Annotated in this window: 18 protein-coding genes; 11 read left to right on the top strand and 7 right to left on the bottom strand. The window is 62.4% G+C overall.

Annotation, left to right across the window (positions count from 1 at the left end; all coding sequences use genetic code 11):
- The first annotated feature begins 168 nt into the window (after nt 1-168).
- Nucleotides 169-396, top strand: coding sequence for a DUF7455 domain-containing protein (locus FM101_RS11905; RefSeq protein ID WP_086999860.1), 228 nt, complete (start codon nt 169-171; stop codon nt 394-396).
- A 202-nt stretch (nt 397-598) separates the two neighbouring features.
- Here the strand turns inward: FM101_RS11905 and FM101_RS11900 are convergent, their stop codons facing one another.
- From FM101_RS11900 to FM101_RS11885, 4 genes are all read right to left on the bottom strand, one after another.
- The gene (locus FM101_RS11900) at nt 599-1,864 is read right to left on the bottom strand and encodes an RNA polymerase sigma factor (protein WP_086999858.1); all 1,266 of its coding nucleotides are present in this window, start codon (nt 1,862-1,864) and stop codon (nt 599-601) included.
- A gap of 249 nt (nt 1,865-2,113) precedes the next feature.
- Nucleotides 2,114-3,256 carry a DUF4192 domain-containing protein gene (locus FM101_RS11895; protein ID WP_086999856.1) on the bottom strand — a complete coding sequence of 381 codons (1,143 nt, stop codon included), beginning with the start codon at nt 3,254-3,256 and terminating at the stop codon, nt 2,114-2,116.
- Between the two features lie 127 nt (nt 3,257-3,383).
- The gene (locus FM101_RS11890) at nt 3,384-4,658 is read right to left on the bottom strand and encodes an MFS transporter (protein ID WP_087000060.1); all 1,275 of its coding nucleotides are present in this window, start codon (nt 4,656-4,658) and stop codon (nt 3,384-3,386) included.
- 68 nt (nt 4,659-4,726) lie between these two features.
- Nucleotides 4,727-5,662 carry a proteasome assembly chaperone family protein gene (locus FM101_RS11885; RefSeq protein WP_241895284.1) on the bottom strand — a complete coding sequence of 312 codons (936 nt, stop codon included), beginning with the start codon at nt 5,660-5,662 and terminating at the stop codon, nt 4,727-4,729.
- 231 nt (nt 5,663-5,893) lie between these two features.
- Here FM101_RS11885 and FM101_RS11880 point away from each other — a divergent pair, with 231 nt between their 5' ends.
- The 5 genes from FM101_RS11880 to FM101_RS11860 all read left to right on the top strand — a co-directional run bounded on the left by FM101_RS11880 (nt 5,894) and on the right by FM101_RS11860 (nt 11,963).
- Nucleotides 5,894-7,405, top strand: coding sequence for a leucyl aminopeptidase (locus tag FM101_RS11880; protein ID WP_086999853.1), 1,512 nt, complete (start codon nt 5,894-5,896; stop codon nt 7,403-7,405).
- A 207-nt stretch (nt 7,406-7,612) separates the two neighbouring features.
- Nucleotides 7,613-8,992, top strand: coding sequence for a dihydrolipoyl dehydrogenase (gene lpdA / locus FM101_RS11875; protein ID WP_086999851.1), 1,380 nt, complete (start codon nt 7,613-7,615; stop codon nt 8,990-8,992).
- 146 nt (nt 8,993-9,138) lie between these two features.
- On the top strand, nt 9,139-10,893 hold the full coding sequence (gene sucB, locus FM101_RS11870; RefSeq protein WP_086999849.1) for a 2-oxoglutarate dehydrogenase, E2 component, dihydrolipoamide succinyltransferase: 1,755 nt from the start codon (nt 9,139-9,141) through the stop codon (nt 10,891-10,893).
- A 144-nt stretch (nt 10,894-11,037) separates the two neighbouring features.
- A complete protein-coding gene (locus FM101_RS11865) occupies nt 11,038-11,388 on the top strand; it encodes a hypothetical protein (protein WP_086999847.1) in 351 nt (116 codons plus the stop codon).
- A gap of 137 nt (nt 11,389-11,525) precedes the next feature.
- On the top strand, nt 11,526-11,963 hold the full coding sequence (locus tag FM101_RS11860; RefSeq protein WP_086999845.1) for an OsmC family peroxiredoxin: 438 nt from the start codon (nt 11,526-11,528) through the stop codon (nt 11,961-11,963).
- 81 nt (nt 11,964-12,044) lie between these two features.
- Here FM101_RS11860 and FM101_RS11855 read toward each other — a convergent pair whose 3' ends face one another.
- Nucleotides 12,045-15,617, bottom strand: a complete 3,573-nt coding sequence (locus FM101_RS11855; RefSeq protein ID WP_086999843.1) for a S41 family peptidase — start codon at nt 15,615-15,617, stop codon at nt 12,045-12,047.
- 45 nt (nt 15,618-15,662) lie between these two features.
- Nucleotides 15,663-17,372 (bottom strand): serine/threonine protein kinase, encoded by a 1,710-nt coding sequence (locus FM101_RS11850; RefSeq protein WP_086999841.1) that lies wholly within the window; start codon nt 17,370-17,372, stop codon nt 15,663-15,665.
- Between the two features lie 104 nt (nt 17,373-17,476).
- Here FM101_RS11850 and lipB point away from each other — a divergent pair, with 104 nt between their 5' ends.
- The 3 genes from lipB to FM101_RS11835 are packed head-to-tail and all read left to right on the top strand — an operon-like array spanning nt 17,477 to nt 19,954.
- Nucleotides 17,477-18,160 (top strand): lipoyl(octanoyl) transferase LipB, encoded by a 684-nt coding sequence (lipB, locus tag FM101_RS11845; protein ID WP_086999839.1) that lies wholly within the window; start codon nt 17,477-17,479, stop codon nt 18,158-18,160.
- Complete coding sequence (gene lipA, locus FM101_RS11840; protein WP_086999837.1) at nt 18,157-19,164, top strand: lipoyl synthase; 1,008 nt, start codon at nt 18,157-18,159, stop codon at nt 19,162-19,164. Before lipB ends, lipA begins: the two co-directional genes overlap by 4 nt.
- A gap of 28 nt (nt 19,165-19,192) precedes the next feature.
- Nucleotides 19,193-19,954: a DUF4191 domain-containing protein gene (locus FM101_RS11835; RefSeq protein ID WP_086999836.1), complete on the top strand. Its 762-nt coding sequence runs from the start codon at nt 19,193-19,195 to the stop codon at nt 19,952-19,954.
- Nucleotides 19,955-20,056: 102 nt separating this feature from the next.
- On the opposite strand, the gene FM101_RS11830 is transcribed toward FM101_RS11835, so the two are convergent.
- The gene (locus FM101_RS11830) at nt 20,057-20,377 is read right to left on the bottom strand and encodes an RDD family protein (RefSeq protein ID WP_342744390.1); all 321 of its coding nucleotides are present in this window, start codon (nt 20,375-20,377) and stop codon (nt 20,057-20,059) included.
- Nucleotides 20,378-20,756: 379 nt separating this feature from the next.
- Between FM101_RS11830 and glnA the strand changes: the two genes are divergently transcribed.
- Both glnA and FM101_RS11820 read left to right on the top strand, forming a co-directional pair.
- Nucleotides 20,757-22,181, top strand: a complete 1,425-nt coding sequence (gene glnA, locus FM101_RS11825; RefSeq protein WP_086999831.1) for a type I glutamate--ammonia ligase — start codon at nt 20,757-20,759, stop codon at nt 22,179-22,181.
- Nucleotides 22,182-22,446: 265 nt separating this feature from the next.
- Nucleotides 22,447-22,674, top strand: a complete 228-nt coding sequence (locus FM101_RS11820) for a hypothetical protein (RefSeq protein ID WP_086999829.1) — start codon at nt 22,447-22,449, stop codon at nt 22,672-22,674.
- The last annotated feature ends 16 nt before the right edge of the window (nt 22,675-22,690 follow it).

The following is a 22,690-nucleotide window of genomic DNA, read 5'->3' as shown; positions in this document are numbered from 1 at the left end:
GTTCCCGCGCCGTTACAGCTTTTCAACGGAAAATCAGGCGTGGCGCACGACACGCCCATGCCGATAATGCCTGCGGAACGCTACGCGGTGAGCGAAAGTCGAGTCATGACGGGATGATTTATCGCCGTAGCTGGTTGTATTGAGTACACGAGATCCAAGGAGGTCATCATGACGCCAACATCAGTGGCAACACGCGGACTGTCCGCACTTGATCGCTGCGACCGCTGCGGAGCACAGGCCTATGTGCGGGCGGTTCTTCAGACCTCTGGTGGAGAGCTGCTCTTCTGCGGCCACCACGCACGCGACGTCGAGGCCAAGCTGCGGCCCATGACCGCCGAATGGCAGGACGAAACCGACAAACTTCATGAGAAGCCGGTCTACGACGACGAGGACTGATCCTCCGTCGAAGAGCCCCCGGGCTCAAGACTGCTGAAGCGGGAACCGTGAACACACGGTTCCCGCTTTTTTGTCCGCACTCGTTGACCACCGGACCGGGTCCGCCACCGAGGCGCACCCACCATGGTGGAAAAGCACAGGCCGGCACCCCTGTGCAGGGGTGCCGGCCTGTGCTTTCGGATCGGTTCTCCGACGCGCTGATTTAGTCCAAGTAGTCGCGCAATACCTGCGACCGTGACGGGTGGCGCAGCTTGGACATCGTCTTGGACTCGATCTGACGGATCCGCTCACGGGTGACCCCATAGACCTTGCCGATTTCGTCCAACGTCTTCGGCTGACCATCGGTCAGGCCGAAGCGCATCGCCACAACACCTGCTTCGCGTTCGGAGAGTGTGTCCAGAACGGAGTGCAACTGTTCCTGCAGCAGCGTGAAGCTCACGGCATCGGCTGGTACCACGGCTTCGGAGTCCTCGATGAGGTCGCCGAACTCGGAGTCGCCGTCTTCGCCCAATGGTGTGTGCAGAGAAATCGGTTCACGACCGTACTTCTGTACCTCGACCACCTTTTCGGGTGTCATGTCGAGTTCCTTGGCCAGCTCATCAGGGGTCGGTTCGCGACCCAGGTCCTGCAGCATCTGTCGCTGGACACGGGCCAACTTGTTGATGACCTCGACCATGTGGACCGGGATACGGATGGTCCGGGCCTGGTCGGCCATGGCCCGGGTGATGGCCTGACGGATCCACCAGGTCGCGTACGTGGAGAACTTGAAGCCCTTGGTGTAGTCGAACTTCTCGACCGCACGGATCAGGCCCAGGTTCCCTTCCTGGATCAGGTCCAAGAAGAGCATCCCGCGGCCGGTGTACCGCTTGGCTAGGGAGACGACCAACCGGAGGTTGGCTTCGAGCAAGTGATTCTTGGCGATCTTGCCGTCATGGACCACCTGCTCCAGGTCCCAACGCAGCCGCTTGGGAACGTCGTCGCCCGCCTTGAGCTTCTCGGTGGCGAAGAGCCCGGCCTCGATCCGCAGGGCGAGATCAACTTCCTGTTCGGCATTGAGCAGGGCAACCTTGCCGATTTGCTTCAGGTAATCCTTCACCGGGTCGGCGGTCGCACCGGCGACCAACACCTGCTGCTGTGGGGCGTCGTCATCATCACTGGTAATGATGAACCCGCGCGCCTCGTCTTCGCGAGCCGCCGGATCGGCCGGTGCACCCGACTTTTCGCTCTCGGGCTTGGCTGCTGCTTCGCCCTCTTCATCTGCCTCGGGCTCGGCTCCTGCTGCCGGCTCGGTAGGTTCGGCTGCTACTTCGGCCGCCTTCTTGGCTTTGTTCTTGGCGCGCGTCTGAGCGGCCTTCTGCTGAGGCGTCAACTCATCCGTCTCATCGGCTGTATCCACTGCGCCCGCTGCGGCTGCGGGCTTCTTGCCCCGGCTGGTGGTGGCCTGAGAGCTTGATTTGGAAGCTGGCACGAATAACCTTTCTCACGGATCGACCGCGGCGCCACCTGACGGGTAACACCACTATGACCCTGTCAAGTCCGAGTTCCGCCATAGAGGCGAATCCGAATGAAGGGTCCAGTGGTTGCAACGCCTACATTCGGCCTTTTGTTCCCGAATCCGAAAGTGGATCACGGGGCGGGACAGTGGCTACCGTCCCCAAGGACACGGACCCAACCGGGTCTGCGGTTAATAGTCTCTCACGTTTCGAGCCCACGCTTGTCATTGGCCAGGCTCAAGACTGCCGGCCCATGCGGTTTCCCGGTTGGTGGCCCACCGGGGCAGCCGCCCCCGGGCAAGAAAGGCCCCCAGCAGCGCGGCCAAGCGGTATTCGGGCGCCTCGGAACGGCAGGTGGCGATCAGGGCGTGGGCGCCGCTGCTGTGACCTTTGGCCCACTCAACCCAGCCCAAGATACACAGCAACGCACAGCGGTCCCTTCCGCGTGCCGCCGGCAGGATCCCCCGACCCACTTCCCAGAGTTTTTCGAGGGTCCCCCAATGAGGAGCCTGGTCCGAGTTGCCCAACATGAACTCGCCCAATTCGCGCAACTCTGCGTTGGCATCGGCATTGCGCAGTCTGCCGACCAAAGCGCTTCGGGCCCCGGCCCCCGAGCTTCCCGCGGCGAAGGGCAAGGCGTCCCGAACTAAGTCAGTGCGCAGAGAAGCCAGCAAAGCACCAGTGTCCGAGGGGTTTGAGCGTAGTTTCGTCACGAGCTCCTGCGGCTCTTGGTCCAGGGCGGCACACCATCGCTCCAGCCCGCGAATCGATTCCCTCCACCCTCCGCCGGCGCGTTGGTGTTCATCCACCACCTCACGAACGGCTTCAACCCCAGGCCAGGTTTCTGCGCCCGTCCCGTCCCAGGGTTCTGCCATCGGGCTACTCCCCCGCAAGACCATGTTCAAATGTGCTTCCGAAAGCAGCACCGACTCGATCGGCCGGCCGGAGGTCGGGCAGCAGGTTGGACCGCCACAAAAGTAAGACCACCAACGTCCGCAACCAACGAGCCAGGCATCGGGCACCTGGTAGCCGCACCGTTGAAGCTGGCTGGTTACGGCATCGGTGAAATCCCGATACGGGAGGAGATGTCCTTCAGCATGGGCCAGTTCTGAATACAGGACCAAGCAGGCTCCATCTGCTTCGGGGGCCGCCCGCAAATAGTCGACCAGCTGCCGGGTGAACCTTCGGGCCCCCATCAGGCCTGTTCCCGGGGCCGGAAGATCCACCCTCAGCGTGGCTTCCAGGGCTTTTTCCCGCATGATCAGGACCACCAGGCTTTCGCGCGGATGAAATCCGAGCAGGTGGGGCACGAGGGAGATGACGCCTTCGGCATCGCTGACGGAGAGTTGTCCCGGTGAACTATTCATCCCTCCACCGTGTTCCGGTGGCTCGCCGTTTTCAGGTCCCGGCTAGCTCCCTGTGGAACGTGGGGCCCCACTGGCACCCGAGGGGCCACGGTGAGGGGCCAGTGACTCTTTATTTGGTATTCAAAGGTCAGTTGCGGGGCCGACGGCCTCGGCGCCACCGACGTTCCGCCAGAGCCTGCCGGAGAGGAACAATCACCACACCGTCGTGGGCCAGGTCGCTTCGCGTCTTGTGCCGGGTGGTGATGATGCCGACGGCACCCGCCGCCAGGGGGAGGAACTGGAAGGCCATGGCCCAACGGAAGGCATCGAGGTTATATAGATCTCCCTGACCGCCCGCAGCCGCAAACTGCAGGTCAAGAATCAGTCCGATGAAATATACGCTGATCAACGCGGCGGTGAACCCGCCGACGTTGACGATCCCCGTCGCGGTTCCCATGCTCTGAGGGGTGTTGAAGGTCCTTGCGAAATCAAAGCCGATCATGGACCCCGGGCCACCGATGGCCAACAGGATCAGCAACACGACCAGCAGGGCCAGCGGTGCGGGCCCCGGCCACAACAAAACGGCAGCCCAGGACGCCGAGATCAGCGCGATGATTCCCAGTGCCAAGGTCGACCGTCGCAGGGGGTGCCGCGCGACGATCGCTCCGAAGAGTGGTCCAAAGACCAGCGAGACGAGAACGAAGATCGTCATCAAACCAGAAGCCGCAGTCGGGTCCAGTCCCTGGCCGGAAACGAGGAAGGGGTAACCCCAGGCCAACAGGAAGACGTTGGACGTGAATTGCAGACCGAAATGGGTCCAAAAACCCAGCCGAGTTCCTGGCTGGCGCCATGCTTCGCGCAGGACGGCCAACGATTTAGGTGGTGGGCCGGAGGGCAACGGCGCACTTCCGGGCGGCTGGTCGCGCACCACGGCCAGGGAAAGCACGAATGCCAGCACACATAACGCAGCCAAGGACAGGAACGACGTCGTCCATCCGGCCCAATGCAAAAGGGCCACGAACGGCACCAGGCTGAGTAACTGTCCCAGCTGGCCGACCATGCCGGTGAACTGGGTGAGCATCGGGACGCGGTACCCCGGAAACCACGCAGAAATCAGGCGGATCACCGATACGAAGGTCATGGCATCGCCGGCACCGACGAAGAACCGTCCCACGAGTCCGGCCGGAACCGACGTGGCCAGGGCCAGCAACATCTGCCCGAGCCCCATCAGCAGGGCACCGAAGATGATCAGCCGTCGAGAACCAAACTTATCGATCAGCATGCCGACGGGGATCTGCAAACCGGCGTAGACCACGAGCTGGACCACGCTGAACATTCCCAAAATGGAGGCGCTAGCGTCGAATCGGGACGTGGCCTCCAACCCGGCAACACCGAAGCTGGTCCGCTGGGTGACAGCAACCATGTAGGCGAAGACGCCGATTCCCCAGACCCACCAAGCAGATCCGGAGGCGAACCGACCCCTCAGAGAGGTCACTGACCGTTTTCTTCAGGGTCGGCCTTGGCTGCTTGCGAGGACAGGAAGGCTTCAGCAGCCATCCCCAAATCCTCTCCATCGGGAACCACCTCGTCGGCCGTGAGGAGGAGTGAACGCCGTTCGGCTTCGGGCTCGTGGGCGTCGAAACGCTTTTCGAAATTAGCGACCATTCGCTGGACATCCGGGGCATCGGCAACCTGTTCGGCGATTTGCCCTTCGACCTTCCGGGCCGCTTCACGCAGATGGTCAGAAGGCAGCCCCAAGCCCAGGGCGGCACCCAAGAACTCCATCGCAGCCACGGCGACCTGCGGGTACTCCGAATCAGCTAGATAGTGAGGAACGTGAAGGTCGTAGCCCACGACGTCGCGACCGTCCGCGTCCAGTCGCATTTCCACCAGATGGGCTGCCGCTGCGGGGATCTGCGCTGAGGGGTTCCACGTCGAAATGCCTTCCCTCAGGTCCGGCCGGTTGCCGTGTACCGTGACCCCGATACGTCGGGTGTGCGGAACCGGCAAGGGGGCAGCACCGATCCCAGCGGTCAACGAGACGTTCAGGCCCCGGGCCAGCAAGACGACTGCAGCAGCGAATCGTTCCCATTGGAAATCCGGTTCCGAGCCGGTCAGAAAGAGGAAGTCGGTTCCCAGCCCATCGGTGAGCCGGTGCAATTCGATCACGGGGGCCGCGTAGTCGGTGAAGTGGTCGGCGGCCAGCGAAATCTGCGGGCGTCGTTCACGGTAATTGACCAGTTGGTCGGCGTCGAAGGAGGCGATGAGTTCCGAGTCAAGGTGGCCCAGCAGTTCCCTGCGGATCTGTTGGCTGAGCTGCCCGGCATCAGCATGGCCGGCGAGAGAGACCAGCATTCCCAGTCCTTGGAGGCGCACTTCATCGACGACCTCGTCGTCGAGCCTGACGAGGGACAAGGGATCAAGCATGGTGTCTCCTTCCAGGGACTCGGGCATGCACCTTCGGGTTCAACACGCGTGGGGTCGGATTCCTTCCCGACCCACTGACCATTCTATCGGTTGGACCCGCAGGCTCGGCCCAGTAAGACGTCAATGGACACCAACCACTGCCGGTCAGCGATACGATCGGAGGTAACGCAACATCTACTTCACACATCAACCGCGGCCCCGGGTGGGCGGCTGCATTAAGGATCCGGACCCGTGATCAACGCCAGCGAACTGAAGCTGACCGCCGTCTCCCCCGACGTACGGCGGGTGACGGCCAACGCCGTCGTCATCGCCGTCGCCAAGGGCAAAGACGGCCCTCGACTGCTCGATTCCCCCCTTCCGAAGGCAGAATCCTCGGCCCTGCAGGACTCACTGCCCGCCCTGGGCGCCACCGGTGCGGCGGATGAAATCCTCCGACTGCCCGCCCCGGCTTCGCTCAAGGCCGACGTCCTGGTCCTCACCGGTCTCGGCGCCGTCGCCGGCGAGGCCCCTGAAACCGAGGCACTGCGTCGTGCCGCCGGTGCTGCAGCCCGCCAACTCAAGGGACTCCCCAAGGTCGTCTTCGCCCTGCCGGCTCCCACCGTCGAATCGGCCACAGCCGTTGCCGAAGGCGTGGCCTTGGGCGCCTATGCTTTCTCCAACCACCTCTCGAAGGCCCCGGAGAAGACGCCCTTGATCGAGGGCATCATCGCCACCGCTGCGTCGGCCCACAAGGCCCTGCCCGCCGCCTTGCGTCGTGCCGCCATCCTTGGCCGCTCCGTGCGCGGGGTGCGCGACCTGGTCAATACCTCCCCTGCCGACCTCTTCCCCGAGTCCTTCGCCGCGGAATCACGCACCGCCGTGAAATCGCTGCCGATCAAGGTCACCGTTTACGACGAGAAGCGCCTGGAAAAGGACGGCTACGGCGGAATCATGGGCGTCGGCAAGGGTTCTTCCCGTCAGCCGCGCCTGGTCAAACTGGAATACTCCCCGGCCAAGGCCCGCCGCCACCTCGCCCTCGTCGGCAAGGGCATCACTTTCGACACCGGCGGTATCTCGTTGAAGCCGGCGGCAAACATGCACTTCATGAAGTCGGATATGGCTGGTGCGGCCACCGTACTGGGAACCATGCTCGCCATCGCGGAACTCGGGCTGCCGCTGCGCGCGACCGCATGGCTTTGCCTGGCCGAGAACATGCCCGGCGGCCACGCTGCCCGTCCCGGCGACGTCTTCACCATGTTCGGTGGCAAGACCGTTGAAAACCTGAACACCGACGCTGAAGGCCGATTGGTCATGGCAGACGGTCTCGTCGCTGCCAGCGCCGAAAAGCCCGACGTCATCATCGACATCGCCACGTTGACCGGCGCCCAGCTGATCTCATTGGGCCGCCGTACCAGCGGCATCATGGGCGACACCGGGGTTCGCGATGCGCTCGTCGGTGCCGCAGGAACCTCCGGTGAATCCGCCTGGGGCATGCCGATGCCCGAGGAACTCAGGGCTTCCCTGGACTCGACCGTCGCCGATCTGGCCAACGCCGGCGAACGCAACGGCGGGATGATGACCGCCGCAGCGTTCTTGCAGGAGTTCGTTGGTGAAGTCGATGGCCAGAAGATCCCCTGGGCACATATCGACATTGCCGGCCCCTCGTATAACGACGTCGCACCCTATGGTTACGTGCCCAAGAACGGCACCGGATCGGGTCTGCGCACGCTCCTGACCTACGCAGAAGAGCTGGCAGCACAGTAATTTTCCTGGCAGCGGCCCATGAGACTGATCACCGACCCACGATCCGCCGGTCACGGGATGTGGATGATCGGCCATGGTCCGCGCTAAGGTGAATGCTGAAAGAATAGTAGGCAGTGCCTGCCCGGCCACGAGGTCGAACAGGCAGAACACATGGAACGAGCCCCCAACTACGCGGGGGCCTCATCTCACTCGCGAGGGAGCGTTAACGTGGCCGAATCGGCAACAACGCAAGAATTCGATGTACTCATCCTTGGTGGCGGCAGCGCCGGCTACTCGGCAGCGTTGCGCGCCGTCCAGCTCGGTTTCACCGTTGGACTGGTGGAAAAAGCAAAACTGGGTGGCACCTGCCTGCACACCGGCTGCATCCCGACAAAGGCATACCTGCACTCGGCCGAACTGGCCGACAACGCCCGCGAGGGTGCCAAGTACGGGATCAACACCACGTTGGACTCCATCGACATGGGCGCCGTCCGCCAGTACAAGGACGGCATCGTCGCCGGCAAGTACAAGGGACTGGCCGGCCTGCTGAAGATGAAGAAGGTCAACGTCATCGAGGGCAACGGCCGTCTGGTGTCCCAGGACACCATCGACGTGGACGGGGTGGCCTATAAGGGCAAGAACATCATCCTCGCCACCGGCTCCACGACCAAGACCATGGGTCTGGAAATTGGCGGCCGCGTGCTGACCAGCACCGAGGCACTGGCCATGGAGACTTTGCCGCAGAGCGCCATCGTGCTCGGTGGCGGCGTCATCGGCGTGGAGTTCGCTTCCGTCTGGAAGTCCTTCGGCGTCGACGTCACCATCGTGGAGGGCCTGCCGTCGCTGGTCCCGAACGAGGACCCGTCCATCGTCAAGGGCCTAGAGCGTGCCTTCAAGAAGCGCGGCATCAAGTCCAAGACCGGCATTTTCTTCGAGAAGGTCGAGCAGGACGACGACGGGGTGAAGGTCTCGCTCGCCGACGGCAGTGTCCTGGAGGCGGATATCGTTCTGGTGGCCGTAGGCCGTGGACCGGTCACCGAGGGACTCGGCTTCGAGGAGCAGGGCCTGAACATGGACCGCGGCTTCGTCATCACCGACGAACGCCAGCACACCGGCGTCGGCAACATCTACGCCATCGGCGATATCGTGCCGGGTCTGCAGTTGGCCCACCGCGGTTACCAGCACGGAATCTTTGTCGCCGAGGAGATCGCCGGTAAAAACCCGGTCATCGTCGAGGACATCAACATCCCCAAGGTCACCTACTGCGAACCGGAAATCGCCTCCGTGGGCTACACGGAACCGAAGGCCAAGGAAAAGTTCGGCGAGGACCAGGTCGAAATCCAGGAATACAACCTCGCCGGCAACGGCAAGTCCTCCATTTTGGGGACCGCCGGCATCATCAAGATGGTGCGCGTCAAGGACGGCCCGATCGTCGGCGTACACGGTATCGGCAGCAGGATCGGCGAGCAGGTCGGCGAAGCACAGCTCATCGTTAACTGGGAGGCCTACCCCGAGGATGTGGCCCAGCTGGTCCATGCCCACCCGACGCAGAACGAGGCCATGGGCGAAACCGCCCTGGCCATGGCCGGGAAGCCGCTTCACGGTTAAGCACGGGTATGACGTGCACCGTGGGCCGATCTTACGCAGGTCGGCCCACGGTGCACTAAGCTCGACGCAAGCCGAACACCGGCCGCTTCGCCCTCGTTGCCGGCCGTCCAAGTCAAGAGATATAGCTTTAGGAGAACGGGGACACCATGTCTGAAACCGTGAACTTGCCCGCACTCGGTGAGAGTGTCACCGAAGGCACTGTGACGCGCTGGCTCAAGCAGGTCGGCGATAGCGTCGAGGTCGACGAGCCGCTACTGGAGGTTTCCACCGATAAGGTCGACACCGAGGTCCCCTCGCCGGTCGCTGGTGTGATCGAAGAAATCCTCGTTCCCGAGGATGAGACGGCAGATGTCGGCGCACCGCTGGTGCGTATCGGCGACGGCTCGGGATCCGGTTCCTCCGAGGAGGCACCGGCCGAAGAAGCACCGGCAGAAGAAGCTCCCGCCGAGGAGTCAGCTCCCGCAGCCGAGGATTCCTCCTCCGACGAGGCCCCCGCGGCTTCCAGCGATTCCGGCGATTCCGGCGAACGTGCCGATGTCACGCTTCCGGCCTTGGGCGAAAGCGTCACCGAAGGCACTGTGACGCGCTGGCTCAAGCAGGTCGGCGATGACGTCGAGGTCGACGAGCCGCTGCTCGAGGTTTCCACCGATAAGGTCGACACTGAGATCCCTTCGCCCGTCGCCGGCACACTGCTGGAGATCAAGGTGAACGAGGACGACACCGCTGAGGTCGGATCCGTCCTGGCCGTTATCGGTTCCGGTGCAGCCCCGGCGGCGGAAGCCCCGAAGGCCGAAGCGCCCCAGGAAGAAGCTCCCAAGCAGGAAGCTCCCGAGGCCGAAGCGCCTCAGGAAGAAGCTCCCAAGCAGGAAGCTGCCAAGGCCGAAGCACCCCAGCAGGAAGCTCCGAAGCAGGAGGCTCCCAAGGCTGAGGCCCCCAAGCCCGTTTCGACTCCTGCCCCGGCAGGAGGCAACGACGGCTATGTGACGCCGCTGGTTCGTCGTCTGGCTTCGCAGAACGAAATCGACCTGTCGACGGTCACCGGCACCGGTGTCGGCGGCCGCATCCGCAAGCAGGATGTCCTGGACGCCGTCGAGGCCAAGAAGTCAGCTGCCCCGGCAGCACCGGCTAACGGCTCGGGGTCGGCCCCGAAGGCTCCCGCCGCCGTCGTCCCGTCCTCCCTGCGTGGGAAGACGGAGAAGGCACCCCGGATCCGCCAGGTCATCGCCAAGCGGATGCGCGAGTCGCTGGAGACCTCAACGCAGCTCACCCAGGTCCACGAGGTCGACATGACACGCGTGGCCAAGCTGCGCACCTCGGCCAAGGCACAGTTCCAGGCCGTCAACGGCACCAAGCTGACCTACCTGCCGTTCATCGCCAAGGCCGTTGCCGAAGCGCTGAAGCAGCACCCGAAGCTCAACGCCGAGTACGACGAGGAAAAGCAGGAGATCACCTACCACGACGCCGAACACCTGGCGATCGCGGTGGATACCGATAAGGGTCTGCTCGTTCCGGTCATCAACAACGCCGGTGATTTGAACCTCGCAGGCGTCGCCAGCCGCATCGATGATGTTGCCAAGCGCACCCGCGACAACAAGATCGGCCCGGATGAGCTCTCCGGTGGCACGTTCTCGATCACCAACATCGGGTCGGTCGGCGCACTGTTCGATACACCGATCATCAACCAGCCGCAGGTGGCCATCCTCGGCACCGGAGCGATCGTCAAGCGTCCCATGGTCGTGGCGGGCACCGATGGCGATGACACGATCGCCATCCGCCACATGATGTACCTGTCACTGACCTACGACCACCGGCTGGTCGACGGCGCGGATGCCGGACGTTTCCTACAGACCTTGCGTGCACGTCTGGAAGAAGGCGCTTTCGAGGCCGACCTCGGCCTGTAGCAAGCCCCGCCGGACCATCTGACCTGGTCCGATGGTGAACGACGACGGCTGGTGAACCCTTCTGTAGAGGGTCACCGGCCGTCGTCGTTTCTTCGACTGGACACGGTTTCGACACGCTGTCGAAACCACCCCTAGAATGGCCCTATGAACTTCATTCTCACCTTGCTCATTTTTGTGCACATTCTGGGTGCTGCCGCGATCTTCGGCGGTTGGCTCGCCTCCTTCAAAACCCCTACGGTCGGCCTTTGGCAGTGGATCGGCGCCATCACCCAGGTGGTGACCGGCATCTTGATGTTCGGCCTGCTGGAGATGGGAGACGGGGAACCGAACAGGATCAAGCTGGGCGTTAAGCTCATCATTGCCCTGGGCATCCTCGTCGCGGCATGGATCGGCCGTAAGAAGGTCAAGAATCATGAGGTGGTGCCCACCGGCATCGCCCACGGTGTTGGCGGCCTGGCTTTGATCAATATCGCCATTGCGGTGCTCTGGGTGTAGGCATCGACCATGGACCCCCGGTTTTTACCGGGGGTCTTTTGCTGTTCGGAGTCATCTTCTTGCCCCGATCGCCGGGAGCCATAGGATGGAGATGGCGCCCGGAACCGGTCGCCCAGCTCAGATGTGGAGGAGTCACCATGGCTACAACTCGTACCGCCCGCACCGTTTGGAACGGCGATCTTTTCTCCGGAAGCGGTCAGACGTCTTTCGAAACGTCAGGTATCGGCACCTACGACATCACCTGGAAGGCCCGTTCGGACCAGTCCGAGGGCAAGACCAGCCCCGAGGAACTGATCGCCGCAGCGCACGCTTCCTGCTACTCGATGGCCCTCGGCGGCGCGTTGAAGGACGCAGGCTTCACCGCTGACTCGATCGAGACCAGTGCCGAAGTTGATTTCGACACGACCAACGGTCCGCTGATCAGCGAGATCCGCTTGACCCTGAAGGCAACGGTCCCCGGCATTGACGAAGCCACCTTCAAGGCGGCAGCCCAGGGCGCCAAGGAAGGCTGCCCGGTCTCGAAGGCCCTGGCCTCGGTGCCGAGCATCAAGCTCGACGCAACCTTGGTCTCCTAGCTTTCAGCTCACCCAACGAGGGAGGGCGTCGGAACCATGCATGGTTCCGACGCCCTCCCTCGTTGTTCTGTCTCCAGAGGATCAGTCCGCCGAGGAGTCCTGCGGACGGGCAGGAAGCGGCCCGGGTTCGCGGGAGGGGTAACCTTCTCGTTCCGGAGGCCTCTGCGTCGGGATCTCATGGAGCATTTCCTTAAGCACCATGATCCCGTGCTCCAGCTGCGGGTCCGTTCCTGCCAGATGGGCGTGCGGCGGGAAGGGCACGTCAATATCCGGGTCGACACCCCGGTTCTCCACGCCCCAGCCCACGCCTCCGGTGAACCAGGTGGCATAACGTGGCTGGGTCACGCCGGTACCGTCGGCCAGATCGAATTCGCCGTCGATGCCGATGACCCCGCCCCAGGTCCTCACCCCGACCACGGGCCCAATGGCTCGCAGTTTGCTGACCTGCGTGATGATGTCCCCGTCGGATCCTGCCCATTCATCGGTCAGGATGACCACCGGCCCACGTGGTGCACTAACGGGGTATGTCGACGGCTCCTGTTCGCGGGCCACCGACCAGGCAGTGACCTTCCGGGCAATCACCTCTGCCACAAGTTGGGACGTATGGCCGCCACGGTTCCGACGTACGTCGATGAGCAACGCGTCTCGCGACGCTTCCTGATCCAGATCCCTGAACAGTTGGGCCCACCCCAGCGGCATCATGTCGGGGATATGCAAATATCCGAATGCGCCTTGGGAAGCTTCTCTGACGTCCCGACGGTTACGCGACACCCACTGGTGGTAACGCAGCCGCTCTTCATTGCTAACCGGAACGATCCCGACGCGTCGGATCTCGCCCGGGTTCCGTGATGATGCACCGCCACGGACGGTGAGTTCAATGGGTTGACCGCCGGTGCCCTGCAGCAGGGCCGCTGGACCGGATGCGGGGATGTCTACCCCGTTGATCGCCAGTAGCTCGTCCCCGGCCCGGACGCCCACACCGGGCGCAGCCAGTGGCGCATAGGCCTGGGGGTCGGATGACTCCCCCACCAGCACGTTTTCAACGCGCCATTGGCCATCGACCCGTGCCAGATCCGCACCGAGCAAGCCTTGATTGTCGGCACCTTGAATAGGTTTCGGGGTGACGTAGGCATGGGAGGTGCCCAGTTCCCCGTGTAGTTCCCACAGCAGGTCCACGAGGTCGTCGTGGCTGCCCAAGCGCTCAAGGAGCGGACGGTAGGTCTCAGCCACCGCTGCCCAGTCACGGCCGGCCATATCCTCGACCCAGAAGAAATCACGCTGGAGCCGCCAGGCTTCGTCGAAGGCATGGGCCCAGACCTTCGCGGGGTCCAGGCTCACTCGAATACGGTTCAGGTCGATGTCCTGACTGTCGGCCGAGTCCGACTCGGCTGGCTTATCCGTTGGTACGGCCCGTACGGTGCCGTTCTGGACGGCTACCAGCCGCTTGCGGTCATCACTGACGAGGAACGCCTCCGCGGCCTCCAAAAGGGTGGTGAGCCGCTGCGTTTCATGGTCGAACCGTTCCAGCCGTTGGGATTCAGCCTCGGCGTCGGGGGCACGGCCATCGCCGGTGACTCCGGTGGAGACATCGGTTAGCCACAGCAGCCCTCCGTCGACGGCGACCAACGATTCGTAGCGACCCTGTGCAACGGGAACGGCGAACAGGCGTGAGGGAAGCCCCTCACGCACCACGTTCGTCTCCGGAAGGGGCGCTGGCGTCCCGTTGCTGTCGGTTCCGGCGTCCTTTCTGACCTCTTCGACGCTTGTTTCGGCCCCATAAACCCGGGGACCGTAGAGCGAAGGAGTCCGATCGTCCAAGGCCAAAAGGAACGGCTTCGTCGATGCGGGGAAAGCCAGGTCGAAGCCGTGGGTGTCGTAGAGCGGATCGAAACTTCGGTCGGAAAGGAAGGCCAGATATTTCCCGTCGGGGGTAAACGACGGTGCATGGTCACGGAATCGACCGTCAGTTGCTTCGATCGGCGCCTCGGTCGGCTCGTCGGTGGACACCAGGAGCATGCGGGTGCGCGACCCGAAAGTGGCGACCGGCTCGGTGAAGGCCAGCCATCGTCCGTCAGGAGAGAACGCGAGCCCTTCGGCGGCTCCTTGGCCTCCGGCGCTGATCTCATGCCACGTCGAGGCTTCCGGTTCCAGTAAATAGGTGTGGCCGGCTTCTGTGGAGACGGCTATCCAGCGGGCATCGGGGCTGGGGATGAGACTGCGGACTCGGTGACCGCCCGGCAGTTCGAAGTCACGCGTCCCTTGTTCAGCCCCCGCATTGTCCCCCGCATCTTGCTCCGGAGGAGTATCGGCTGATGAATCATCGCCTGTGGCCGAAGCAGCGACGGCATCGCGTCCCTTCCCGGTCGCCGCGATAGGTGTCGGCAGTCCGGCACTTCCGGCTGCGCTGACCGGCTGTGGAAGATCCCCGGCTTCTTCATCCGTGTCACCGGTTTCCCCATTCGTCGGGCCATCTCCCGGGCCCGAACCGGCGCCAAAACGCCCCTCGGCCGGGGTCCGCTCGCTACCGGCTCCGGCGCTGCCTGCTCCCGCGGGATAGCGCCGTTCGAAGGCATCCAGTTCTTGAAGGTGGATCGTTTCCTCACCCTGCACGTCGGAAACGTAGAGCACTCGGTCAGAACCGAACAGGCTGCCCAACCGTGCCCTGACACCGGGGGCCGATTCGATCGCCCGGGCCGGCCCACGACGGTGGGGCAGGAGATGTAGTGTTCCGTGGCTTTCGATGATGCTGGCGTTCCCGCTCTGGTCGGGGGTGGCCCGGACCAAATGACCGGCGACGTCCAGCCTGGTTGGCTGTCTGCCGTGTCCGGCAGATCCGAGTGTGATCTCCAGTTTCCTAGGTTCTGCGTCCAGCCCGTCCAGGACCCACAGTTCGCCGGCAGACTCAAAGACGAGGCGCTGTCCGTCGGAGGCCAAATGCCTGACGTAGTAGCTCTCATGGTCAGTATGCCGCCGTAGGTCACCGCCATCGGGGCTGACGGAGTAGATGTTGCCGTATCCCTCGTGATCCGAGAGGAAGGCAACACGTTGGTCGACCCACACCGGGTCACATAAGTTTCCGTCCAGCTCGGGAATCAGGCGCTCGAATTCCCCGCCACCATCCCGATCGATCCAGAGTTTGCCGGCGGTTCCACCGCGATAACGCTTCCACCAGGCTGGTTCACGACTCAGAGCACTACCGATCACCAACGGGCGTTCGTCTCCCACCGACGGCCCCCATGCCAGGGAATCAACGGGCCCAAAATCCAGCCCCCGGCCTGAAGAGCCGTCGAGTGCAACAGTTCGGGCCCAGGTCAAACGCGAATCCGCCTGATCCTTGGAAGTAATAGCTAGAACGTGGCCATCGGGGGTATATCCGCGGTTTTTCGTCGACGGGTGACCCCAAAAGGTGAGTTGTCGGTAGTCGCCACCGTCGACGGATGCCGCCACGATCTCCTGGCTGCCCCCGCTACGAATGGTCCAGGTGATCGTCTGCCCGTCGGCGGAGAACCGGGGGTTACGTGCCGGCAAGCCCTGCGCTGAAAGGCGCCAGGCACGGCCCCCAGCCAGTGGGACAAGCCAGACATCGTCCTCGGCGACGAAGGTCACGAATTCGGCGGAGACGTGCGGGTAGCGAAGGTAGGAACTCAAACTCATGATGCGATCCTACCGACCGATATCGGTGGCGTCACCGCCGAAGATTCATCCATGGATCCCCGGAGACCCCGAAGCATCCACAACAGAGTCGATCAACCACCCACCATCGACACGCTCCAAGATCAAAATAATGTCCTGTTCCTCGGGCTCCGAGACGCTCTGGATCATTGCACCATCTGCTCCGACAATTTGATAGGCGCTCATGATGCTGGTGGCGGCCACTTCGACCCGGGCGTCCTCCGAACCCTTGTTGACCGTGGCATGCGTTAACAGTGTTTCCAACCCGCGATAGTGCAATCCCCGAGCCCGTAGCTGACTGGAAATCGCGAGATCCGGACCCAAGGAGTTACCTCCGGTCGCGTGGACCTGCCGTAAGGCAGCAGGATCGGCTTCCGCCAAGGCGAGATCTCTGCGGGCTGTGAGCACCCGTGCCGCCTTCACCGGGTCATCCGGCACGGGGGCTGAGAAAACTGGCGTTTCCAGCACCTTCGTGAGGCGTGGACCCGACGACGACTCCGACGTGGCAGCTGCCGCCGGCGGCTCGCCAGCCACCCCCTGCTCCGATACGGGAGCAGCGGTGGGCTGAAGGGTGGTCACCGCCGACTGGGCCGCGGGGGCGGAGTCCGGGTCTCGGCCATCCACGCTAGCAAGCACCAATCCAGCGACGAGCAGACAGAGCAGCACCGTAGCTGCCGAGAAGGCCGCCATCCTCACGCCCCGTCGTGTGCCGCGCTCAGCTCTGGATCCTCGCCGACGGCCATCGCCTCGTCCACGACCCTCGATACGTCGGGAGAGCCCTGGCACAGACATGCTCCTACCCTGTCGCCGATTCCGGTTTCGCCTGAGCGGGAGGGCCCTGCGGATCCATGCTGCCGGACGACGACCGGCCCGTTGCCTGGCGGGATCCGCCACGACATCGGTCACCATCTGCCCGAGCGCCTCGGTCCTCACAGCTTGCCGAAGGTTCACTGGTTGCGGCTTGGCTATGTGGAAGATTCGGCGCCCAAATTCCTGAGCGCCAGGCCGGTCGTCCTCGTCTTCGGATAATGCGGATTCCAGCAGTTCCACGAGTTCCGAGGGAACCCCTCCCAGCAGGCTGGATAAGGGGGGCCGGTGTTGAGTGGGCCCGGCAACACGACCGGTCACCATATACCAGGCCAACGCCGCCAAAGAATAGACATCCCGGGCCGGTTGTAGCCGTCTGCCTCCGAGTTCATCCACATCCGTGCTGGGAGCCTTGAACCCCGGGGTTCCCGATTCCTCTTGGCGGCCACCCACCAGCACCGCCAATCCGAGGTCCGCCAGTTTCGGTTTCCCTTCCGCGGTGAACAGGACATTACCTGGCGAAATATCACCGTGGACGGCGCCGTGCTCATGCAGGAACGCCAACGCTCCGGCCAAGGGGGCAATAACCGTGACGGTCTCCCCCAGGGTCAATGGTCCACGGGCCGAGATCAGATCCGCCACGGAACCTCCCGGAAGGTATTCCATCAAGATGCCTTCGCCTTGATCGGTGGAGACGGCCCCGATCAACTCGACGATGTGCTGATGCTTCATGGCAGCCAGTGCCTGGACTTCTTGGGAGTAGGCACCGTTCGCGGAGGTTTCAGAAACACCAAGCTTCAGGGCAGCACGATCTCCAGTATGACGTTGCCTGACGACATAAACCGTGCCACTTGTTCCCCTGCCGAGCTCGTGTTCAAGCGCCCAGTCCTTCAGCTCTGGTCGACGTTTCCACTCATTCGGTGCATCCATCCTCCAGTTCTACCGATTTGGTCGCCAGTCTGCAGAAGTTATCCACAGACCACCCTGTCGTCCCCAATTCGAACCTGCCACCTGCGGCGAGTAGCGTATGGCGCATGACCATCTCCTTCCAGCGGCTGGGCCTTGCCCCGGACTACGTTGATTACCAGGAGGCTTGGGACCTGCAACGCCGGATCCACGATGAAGTGGCTGCCCGAACGCACGGACCAGAAGTCCTCCTGCTTGAACATGCCGCCGTCTACACGGCTGGCAAACGCACCGAACCTCAAGACCTGCCCATCGATGGAACTCCCGTTGTCTCCGTGGACCGCGGCGGCAAGATCACTTGGCATGGCCCCGGGCAGCTTATGGGCTACCCGATCGTCGAGCTGTCCAACCATGCCGGCATCCGCGACTATGTGCATCGCCTCGAGGAGATGCTGATCAACGTCGTCTCCGACTACGGCATCACGGCACAGCGTGTCGAGGGCCGTCCAGGAGTCTGGGTCGTCGGCACCGACGACGCTCAGGACCGTAAAATCGCCGCTATCGGCATCCGCGTGGACCACGGAGTCACCATGCATGGTTTCGCACTGAACTGCGATAATGACGACTCCGCATTCTCCCGGATCATCCCGTGCGGAATCGCCGACGCCTCCACCACAAGCATCACCGAAGAAAGCGGCAGACGAGTCCGCCCCGTCGACGTACTCGACCGGGTGCAGGACGAGCTGACGCGCCTGCTCGAACCAGCCATCAAAACGAACACACCGATCGCCGATGAAGGAGCCCTACTGTGAGCCTCGCCCCCGAAGGACGCCGCATGTTGCGCATTGAACAGCGCAACTCGGCCACCCCCGTGGAACGCAAGCCCGAGTGGATCAAAGCCAAGGTTGAAATCGGCCCCGAATACGTCGAGATGAAGAAGCTCGTCAAGGACAAGGGCCTGAACACGGTGTGTGAAGAGGCCGGTTGCCCGAATATTTTCGAATGCTGGGAAGACCGCGAAGCAACCTTCCTCATTGGAGGTTCTGAATGCACCCGTCGCTGTGACTTCTGCCAGATCGACACCGGCAAGCCGGCTGCTCTGGACCGTTCTGAACCTTTCAAGGTCGCCCAGTCCGTGAAGCAGATGGGTCTTCGCTATGCCACGGTGACCGGTGTGGCCCGCGACGACCTCGATGACGAAGGATCCTGGCTCTACGCCGAAACCGTCCGGCGAATCCATCAGTTCAACCCCGGCACCGGCGTCGAACTCTTGATCCCCGATTTCTCCGGTAAAAAGGAATACTTGGATGCGATCTGTGCATCGGCCCCCGAGGTCTATGCCCATAACGTTGAAACCGTGCCTCGGCTGTTCAAGTCCATTCGTCCGGCCTTCCGCTACGAACGCTCACTCGACGTGATCCGCCATGGTCACGAGAACGGGATGATCACGAAATCGAACTTCATTCTCGGCATGGGCGAAAACCCCGAGGAAGTCGTGGATGCCATGAAGGATCTGCACGAAGCCGGCTGCGACTTGTTGACCATCAACCAGTACCTGCGTCCCTCCGAGCGGCACGCTCCCGTGGACCGCTGGGTGAAGCCCCAGGAGTTCGTCGAGCTGCAAAAACTAGCCGAAGAAATCGGGTACCTCGGTGTGATGGCGGGGCCGCTCGTACGCTCCTCCTACCGCGCTGGAAGGCTCTGGGCCGGGGCCATGCGTAAGAAGGGCCTGCCCATTCCCGAGGACATGGCTCATATCGAGAGCTCCGGAACAACCAAGCAAGAGGCGGCCACCCTCCTCGCTGCCCAACAGTAGCTCTCCGATCACGTAGAATTGGACCACTATGGCCAGAACTTCTAACTCCCCCGCAGACGACGGCGCCAAGCCGAAGCGTTCGTTGTTTTCCCGCAAGCCCAAAGCCGAGAAGGCCGCCAAAGAACCGGGCCGCCTAAAGCAGCTCGGCCAGGTCTTCCAGATGACCCGGCGTAACGACCCCAATGCCGTCTGGTGGATGGTCTTGGCCTTCCTCGGCATCGTTGCCGTCGGCCTGATCATCGGCTTGGTGATCAACAACTGGATCACCACGCTGCTCGTCTCCATTCCTTTGGGCTTGCTGGCAGCACTGCTCATCTTGTCGCGTCGCGCCGAGAGGGCTGCTTTCAAGCAACTTGAAGGCCGCCCCGGTGCCGCTGGTGCTTCCATGTCCGTCTTGAAGCGTGGCTGGATTCTCACGGAGCAGCCCGTAGCAGTCAGCCCCAAGACCCAGGACCTTGTCTTCCGCGGTATTGGTCGCTGTGGCGTCGTATTGGTAACCGAAGGACCGACCCACCGGGTCCGCCCACTGGTTGATGCCGAGCGGAAGCGGATGAACCGTGTTCTGCCGAACGTGCCGATCCACGTGATCAACGCTGGTTCCCATGATGGACAGACCGGTCTGGGAAATGTTTCCAAGAAGATGAAGAAGTTCCCCAAAACGCTCAATAAGCAGGAGGTCCACGCCGTGGACATGCGGCTTTCCACGTTGGGTAGCGCGAAACTTCCCATTCCTAAGGGCATCGACCCGAATAAGGCCCGGCCTGACCGCCGTTCCATGCGTGGACGTTAGAAACAAAGAACGCAAAAGTGCCGGCTTCCCCACGAGGGAGCCGGCACTTTTCATCTCAGGTGACACAACCGGTGGAGACGGTATGCGGCTTTCTCTAACGCATCAGGTACGGACCAGGATGGTTTTGATCGCCCGGTCGTGGAGGCCACGCTGATCCGAATCAGTCACCAGTGGTGGCACGACCAAACACACCAGGATGCCACGGATGAGACCTTGAATCGGTCGCACGGGCGAGCCGTCCATGCCTTGGACCTGCATACCGAGGGTCCGGTGGCCAATGGAATGGCCCGTCAGTCCGACGAAGATGATCTGCATGGCCGCGAAGAACGCTAAATTGGCGTAAGAACTGCCGTGGAAGAAGATGAACGATGGAATCATCGCCAAGGCCCAGTCGATGAATAAGGCACCAACTCGCCGGCCCATGCGCGCCACCGACCCTGGTCCACTCGCGGGCCTTCCGAGCCGCTGCCCCGGCCACGCTTCAGAGTTGAGTTGCGGCGGGCCCTCAAGCCATGAACTGACATCTTTACGTTCCACCCCTCCAGTCTATCGTGGGCTCTCCCGAGTGCAGTGACATCCTTACCTCCGCACGAATACGCCCAGAGCATGAGACGAAAAATGATGAATGAGGTTCCCAGAAATCGTTTATTTTCGCCTCCACAGCACTCTGTAACGTAGTTGAAGCAAATGTGTCACGATCAAGAATCCAAAATTCGTTAGAGTAGAGAGACAGCGAGGGGCCGACACGCGCAAAGGCCGCGTGCTTCCCTGGCCTGAGCAAACCTCATAGGAGCAGTAGCAGATGTTCAAAAACCCTGACGAAGTCCTCAAGTACATTGCCGACGAGGACGTTAAATTCGTCGACATCCGATTCACGGACCTCCCGGGGGTGCAGCAGCACTTCAACGTCCCAGCCAAAACGGTTGACGCGGACTTCTTTGTTGATGGGCAGCTTTTCGACGCTTCCTCGATCAAGGGCTTCCAAGGCATCGCCGATTCGGATATGCAGTTGATTCCGGATGTGACCTCCGGCTTCCTCGATCCATTCCGGATTGAAAAAACCTTGGCCTTCAACTTCTCGATCGTCAGTCCCCGGACCGGCGAGCCGTACCACCGTGACCCGCGTGGTGTAGCCGAGCGCGCAGAGGCCTACCTGGAGTCCACGGGCATTGCCGACACGGCCTTCTTCGCTCCCGAGGCGGAGTTCTTTATCTTCGACAACATGCAGTGGGAGTCGAAGCCACAGGGTTCCTTCTACAAAATCGATTCCGTCGAAGCTCCGTGGAACACGGGCAAGAAGGAAGAAGGCGGCAACCAGGCGTATAAGACTCCGTTCAAGGGCGGCTACTTCCCGGTGGCTCCCACCGATAAACAGGCCGATTTGCGTGACGCCATCTGCCTCGAGCTTGAAGCTGCCGGCCTTGAGGTCGAACGTTCACACCACGAGGTAGGTGCTGCCGGCCAGGCCGAGATCAACTACAAGTTCAATACGCTGACCCACTCGGCCGATGACATCTTGAAGTTCAAGTACATCGTCAAGAACTTGGCCGATGCCTGGGGCAAGTCCGCCACGTTCATGCCGAAGCCGGTCTTCGGTGATAACGGTTCGGGGATGCACTGCCACCAGTCCTTGTGGACTGACGGGGTGCCCCTGTTCTACGACGAGAAGGGCTACGCAGGCCTTTCGGACACCGCCCGCTGGTACATCGGTGGACTGCTCAAGCACGCCTCAGCTGTCCTGGCCTTCACCAACCCGACCGTGAACTCCTATAAGCGGTTGGTCAAGGGCTTCGAAGCCCCGGTGAACATGGTGTATTCGCAGGGCAACCGCTCGGCCGGCATCCGCATCCCGATCACGGGCTCTAATCCGAAGGCCAAGCGCATCGAGTTCCGTGCGCCCGATGCTTCGGGCAACCCGTACCTTGCCTTCGCTGCTCAGCTCATGGCAGGCCTCGATGGGATCCGCAACCGCATTGAACCAGCAGACCCCATCGACAAGGACCTCTATGAGCTTCCTGCCGAAGAGGCCAAGGACATCCAGATCGCACCAGGTTCACTCGAGGAGGCCCTGTCGGCCTTGGAGGATGACTTCGAGTTCCTGCTCGCCGGTGACGTGTTCACCGAAGACCTGATCCGGACATGGATCGACCTCAAGCGCGAAACCGAGATCAAGCCACTGTCGCTGCGCCCGAACCCCTACGAGTTCGAGCTCTACTACGGCTGCTAGTTAGTTTCCTGCGCTAGGCGGCGTTGAGTCTGAAAAAAGTCCGCACGAGCGGCCAGCACTTCGGTGCCGGTTGCTGGTGCGGACTTTTTTGCCTGTGTACCGGCCCTTGACGAACTTCTCGGCGGCTGCCGTGCACCCACAGCTCGGCACTTCTGGCCCCGTCTTTGACTCGTGATTCTCCCTTTCGAAGAATCCCACGTTTCATTCACCCCGCACATCTTCACAAGCGCTGGTCAGAGAATGGGGTCTTCCTTAGAATCGCTGTATGGCCTACCACCTCGAAAGACTCTCACGCGGCAGTGTTGACTCGCGCACGGATGCATTCGGGAGCAGTCTTGATGAAGCTCTCCAGACGACCATCGACCCCCTGACTGCAGACGGGGTCGAATTCGCACGCCTCATGGAAGACGATTCTGCGGACAGTGGACCTGGTGAAGGTCGAATCGTTGCCATCTATACCGAGGCAGAGGGCTGGCACAAGCTCGTGCCCTAAAGGCTGGACCATTCTG

This window comes from Arthrobacter rhombi (assembly GCF_900163545.1).
In the GTDB taxonomy this organism is placed as follows: domain Bacteria; phylum Actinomycetota; class Actinomycetes; order Actinomycetales; family Micrococcaceae; genus Arthrobacter_H; species Arthrobacter_H rhombi_A.
Note: the sequence above shows the minus strand (reverse complement) of the source record. Positions and strands in the feature narration are given on the sequence as shown.

Coding starts and splice junctions, on each gene's coding strand:
- FM101_RS11905 (WP_086999860.1), top strand. CDS start 169: ATGACGCCAACATCAGTGGCAACACGCGGACTGTCCGCACTTGATCGC.
- FM101_RS11895 (WP_086999856.1), bottom strand. CDS start 3,256: ATGAATAGTTCACCGGGACAACTCTCCGTCAGCGATGCCGAAGGCGTC.
- FM101_RS11890 (WP_087000060.1), bottom strand. CDS start 4,658: ATGGTTGCTGTCACCCAGCGGACCAGCTTCGGTGTTGCCGGGTTGGAG.
- FM101_RS11885 (WP_241895284.1), bottom strand. CDS start 5,662: ATGCTTGATCCCTTGTCCCTCGTCAGGCTCGACGACGAGGTCGTCGAT.
- sucB (WP_086999849.1), top strand. CDS start 9,139: ATGTCTGAAACCGTGAACTTGCCCGCACTCGGTGAGAGTGTCACCGAA.
- FM101_RS11865 (WP_086999847.1), top strand. CDS start 11,038: ATGAACTTCATTCTCACCTTGCTCATTTTTGTGCACATTCTGGGTGCT.
- FM101_RS11860 (WP_086999845.1), top strand. CDS start 11,526: ATGGCTACAACTCGTACCGCCCGCACCGTTTGGAACGGCGATCTTTTC.
- FM101_RS11855 (WP_086999843.1), bottom strand. CDS start 15,617: ATGAGTTTGAGTTCCTACCTTCGCTACCCGCACGTCTCCGCCGAATTC.
- FM101_RS11850 (WP_086999841.1), bottom strand. CDS start 17,372: ATGGATGCACCGAATGAGTGGAAACGTCGACCAGAGCTGAAGGACTGG.
- lipB (WP_086999839.1), top strand. CDS start 17,477: ATGACCATCTCCTTCCAGCGGCTGGGCCTTGCCCCGGACTACGTTGAT.
- FM101_RS11835 (WP_086999836.1), top strand. CDS start 19,193: ATGGCCAGAACTTCTAACTCCCCCGCAGACGACGGCGCCAAGCCGAAG.
- FM101_RS11830 (WP_342744390.1), bottom strand. CDS start 20,377: ATGGGCCGGCGAGTTGGTGCCTTATTCATCGACTGGGCCTTGGCGATG.
- glnA (WP_086999831.1), top strand. CDS start 20,757: ATGTTCAAAAACCCTGACGAAGTCCTCAAGTACATTGCCGACGAGGAC.
- FM101_RS11820 (WP_086999829.1), top strand. CDS start 22,447: ATGGCCTACCACCTCGAAAGACTCTCACGCGGCAGTGTTGACTCGCGC.